4 protein-coding genes are annotated in these 3890 nt (G+C 70.1%); all 4 read left to right on the top strand.

The window, feature by feature from the left end; translation table 11 throughout:
* Window positions 1-838: pre-mycofactocin synthase MftD (mftD, locus tag A5652_RS10360; protein WP_067350199.1), on the top strand; the 838-nt coding region annotated here is incomplete at its 5' end.
* A gap of 163 nt (window positions 839-1001) precedes the next feature.
* The gene (mftE, locus tag A5652_RS10365) at window positions 1002-1733 is read left to right on the top strand and encodes a mycofactocin biosynthesis peptidyl-dipeptidase MftE (RefSeq protein WP_067350202.1); all 732 of its coding nucleotides are present in this window, start codon (window positions 1002-1004) and stop codon (window positions 1731-1733) included.
* Complete coding sequence (mftF, locus tag A5652_RS10370; RefSeq protein WP_067350205.1) at window positions 1730-3142, top strand: mycofactocin biosynthesis glycosyltransferase MftF; 1413 nt, start codon at window positions 1730-1732, stop codon at window positions 3140-3142. The genes mftE and mftF overlap by 4 nt, the downstream gene beginning before the upstream one ends.
* Before the next feature lie 8 nt (window positions 3143-3150).
* A partial coding sequence (locus A5652_RS10375) for a GMC family oxidoreductase N-terminal domain-containing protein (RefSeq protein WP_156745260.1) occupies window positions 3151-3890 on the top strand: 740 nt, incomplete at its 3' end.

Genomic DNA, 3890 nt, shown 5'->3' on the forward strand with positions numbered 1-3890 from the left:
AGAGGTCATCGCGGCGAACCCCAGGGTGTTCTTCCAGGTGTACTGGCTGGGTGACCGCGACGCGATCGCCGCGCGGGTCGAGCGCGCCCGCGCGGCCGGAGCGGTCGGGCTGATCGTCACCACCGACTGGAGCTTCTCGCACGGCCGGGACTGGGGCAGCCCGTCGATCCCGGAGAAGATGGACTTGAAAACCATCGTCAAGATGAGTCCGGAGGTCATCACCAAGCCCCGGTGGCTCCTGCAGTGGGCGAAGACCATGCGGCCGCCGGAGCTGCGGGTGCCCAACCAGGGCCGCCGCGGCGAGCCCGGGCCCCCTTTCTTTCAGGCGTACGGGGAGTGGATGGGCACCCCGCCGCCGACCTGGGAGGACATCGCCTGGCTCCGCGAACTTTGGGGCGGCCCGTTCATGCTCAAGGGCGTGATGCGCGTCGATGACGCCAAAAAGGCCGTGGACGCCGGGGTTTCGGCGATTTCTGTGTCGAACCACGGCGGCAACAATCTGGACGGCACGCCGGCCTCGATCCGTGCTTTGCCCGCGGTGGCCGCGGCCGTCGGCGATCAGATCGAGGTGCTGCTCGACGGCGGCATCCGGCGCGGGAGCGACGTCGTCAAGGCCGTCGCGCTGGGAGCGCGCGCGGTGATGATCGGCCGCGCCTACCTGTGGGGGCTGGCCGCGGCCGGCCAGCCGGGCGTGGAGAACGTTCTCGACATCTTGCGCGGCGGCATCGACTCGGCGCTGATGGGCCTGGGGCTGTCCTCGGTGCACGACCTCGGACCCGACCACGTTCTGGTGCCGCCCGGATTCACCCGGGCACTGGGAGTGCCCTCGCCCGGGTAGCAAAGCCCGGCTATCCCGGGCGGGTATATCCGGATTAAGTGACGCGGACGCAAATCGTGGTACGGGCGGGGTAACCGTGACGGACGAGCCCACAATTCGAACGTCCGGTGAACGACCGGAGAAAAAAAGTTATTTTCAAGCTCCAACAATTGGTGCAAGCCAGGTGAATTCGTCCTACCATCACCGAGTGTCCGTACTCGGCGACTTGGGAACCGTGACGTCGAGCCAGCTCTCAAATATGTCGGCGTCGGTAATGGTTCCGCTGGGGTCGACCGAACAACACGGCCCGCACCTGCCCCTGGACACCGACACCCGGATCGCGGCGGCGGTCGCCGGCGGCGTTGTATCACGCCTCGGCCGCGACTGGCTATTGGCGCCGGCCGTCGCCTACGGCGCCAGCGGCGAGCACCAGAGTTTCGCCGGAACGATCTCGCTCGGCACCGAGGCGTTGACGCTGCTGCTGGTCGAGTACGGCAGGTCAGCGGCCAGCTGGGCCCGGCGTCTGGTCTTCGTCAACGGCCACGGCGGCAACGTCACGGCGTGCAGCCGGGCGGTGGCCCAGTTGCGCACCGAGGGCCGCGACGCCGGCTGGTCGCCCTGCCAGACCGCCGGCGGCGACGCCCACGCCGGCCATACCGAAACATCACTGTTGCTGCACATCTCGCCGGCCGCCGTCCGGACCGATCAGTATGTGGCGGGCAACACCGCACCGCTGCCCGAGCTGCTCGGGTCGATGCGCCGTGGGGGAGTCGCGGCGGTCAGCCCGGTCGGCGTGCTGGGCGACCCGACCACCGCCACCGCCGCCGAGGGCAAGCGGATCTTCACCGAGATGGTCGACGGGTGTGTCCGTCGAGTCGTCCGGTGGCGACCCGGGCCCGACGGGATGCTGACGTGACCGCGCCCCGGTTGCCGGACGGGTTCGCCGTTCAGGTCGATCGCCGCGTGCGCGTGCTCGGCGACGGCTCGGCCTTGCTCGGCGGTTCGCCTACCCGGCTGCTGAAGTTGGCCCCCGCCGCGCAGGACATGCTCTCGGATGGCCGGCTGAAGGTGCGCGACGACCTCAGCGCCCAACTCGCCCGGACCCTGCTGGACGCCACGGTGGCGCATCCGCGGCCCGCGGGCGGCCCGTCGCACCATGACGTGACGGTGGTAATCCCGGTGCGGGACAACCTTTCTGGAGTGCGCCGCCTGGTCAGCTCACTGCGTGGCCTGCGCGTCGTCGTGGTGGACGACGGCTCGTTCCCTCCGGTCGAAGCGGAAGACTTCGTCGGCGCGCACTGCGACATCGAGGTGCTGCGCCACCACCGCAGCAAGGGCCCGGCGGCGGCCCGCAACACCGGGCTGGGGGCCTGCCGCACGGACTTCGTCGCCTTCCTGGACTCCGACGTCGCGCCGCGCCGGGGCTGGCTGGAGGCCCTGCTCGGTCACTTCTGCGATCCCACGGTAGGCCTGGTCGCGCCCCGCATCGTCGGCCTGTCGCACAACGATAACGTGGTGGCGCGCTACGAGGCGGTGCACTCCTCGCTCGACCTCGGCGAGCGCGAGGCGCCGGTGTTGCCACACAGCACGGTGTCCTACGTGCCCAGCGCGGCGATCATCTGTCGGTGCTCGGCGATCCGGGGGGTCGGCGGGTTCGACGAGACCCTACAGTCCGGCGAGGACGTGGACCTGTGCTGGCGGCTCATCGAGGCGGGCGCTCGGCTGCGCTACGAGCCGATCGCACTGGTCGCCCACGACCACCGCACCGAGTTGCGGGATTGGCTTGCGCGCAAAGCGTTTTACGGCGGCTCGGCGGCCCCGCTTTCCGTGCGCCACCCGGACAAGACGGCGCCGGTGGTGATTTCCGGCTGGGCGCTGATGACGTGGATCCTGATGGCGTTCGGGTCCACCCTGTCGCGGCTGGTGTCCGTGGTCTTCGCCGTGCTGACCGGTCACCGGATCGCGCGGGCGATGCGCAGCGCCGAGACGTCGATGACCGATGTCGCGATGATCGCGGGCCGCGGCCTGTGGTCGGCGGCGTTGCAGCTGGCGTCGGCGCTGTGCCGGCACTACTGGCCGCTGGCGTTGCTGGCCGCGGCCATGTCGCGTCACTTCAGGCGGGTGGTTCTGGTCGCGGCCGTCATGGACGGGGTAGTCGACTGGCTTCGCCGCCGCGACGCCATCAGTGACGACGTCGAACCGATCGGGCTGCCGACCTACCTGGTGCTCAAACGCGTCGACGACCTGGCGTACGGGCTCGGGTTGTGGTGGGGTGTGCTACGGGAGCGCAACGCGCGCGCCCTGAAGCCCCAGATCCGAACCTAACCGCCACCTTGACCACAGCCGCCCCGCACAGCGATGTGCTGATAGTCGGCGCCGGCAGTGCAGGATCGGTTGTTGCGGAACGCCTTTCCGCCGATCCGCGGCGCACGGTGACGGTCCTCGAAGCGGGGCCGGCGCTCGACGACCCGGGTTTGCTCGCCCAGACCGCGAACGGGTTGCAGTTGCCGATCGGCGTCGGCAGCCCGCTGGTCCAGCGCTACCAGACCCGCCTCACCGACGAACCCGCCCGCCAGCATCCACTGGTGCGGGGGGCGACGGTGGGCGGATCGGGCGCGATCAACGGCGGCTACTTCTGCCGCGGGTTGCCGCGCGACTTCGATCGCATCGCCATCGACGGCTGGGGATGGTCCGACGTCCTGGACAGCTTCCGCGCCATCGAGACCGACTTGGACTTCGACGGTCCCGCCCACGGCGACAGTGGTCCCATCCAGGTGCGCCGCACGCACGAAATGACCGGGACCACCGAGCGATTCATCGCCGCCGCCGAGCGCGCCGGTTTCGGCTGGATCGCCGACCTCAATGACACTGCACCAGAGCAGGTTTCGGGAATAGGCGCCGTCCCGCTCAACATCGTCGACGGCGTACGGCGCGGCCCGGGTGCGGGCTACCTGATCCCGGCGCTGAGCAGGCTGAACCTGAACCTGCGCGCGCGGACCCGGGCCGCCCGGTTGCGTTTCGCCGGCACGGTTGCGGTGGGCGTCGACGCGATCGGTCCGGGCGGACGGATCGC

It is taken from the genome of Mycobacterium sp. 1165178.9, from assembly GCF_001673555.1.
GTDB lineage: Bacteria > Actinomycetota > Actinomycetes > Mycobacteriales > Mycobacteriaceae > Mycobacterium.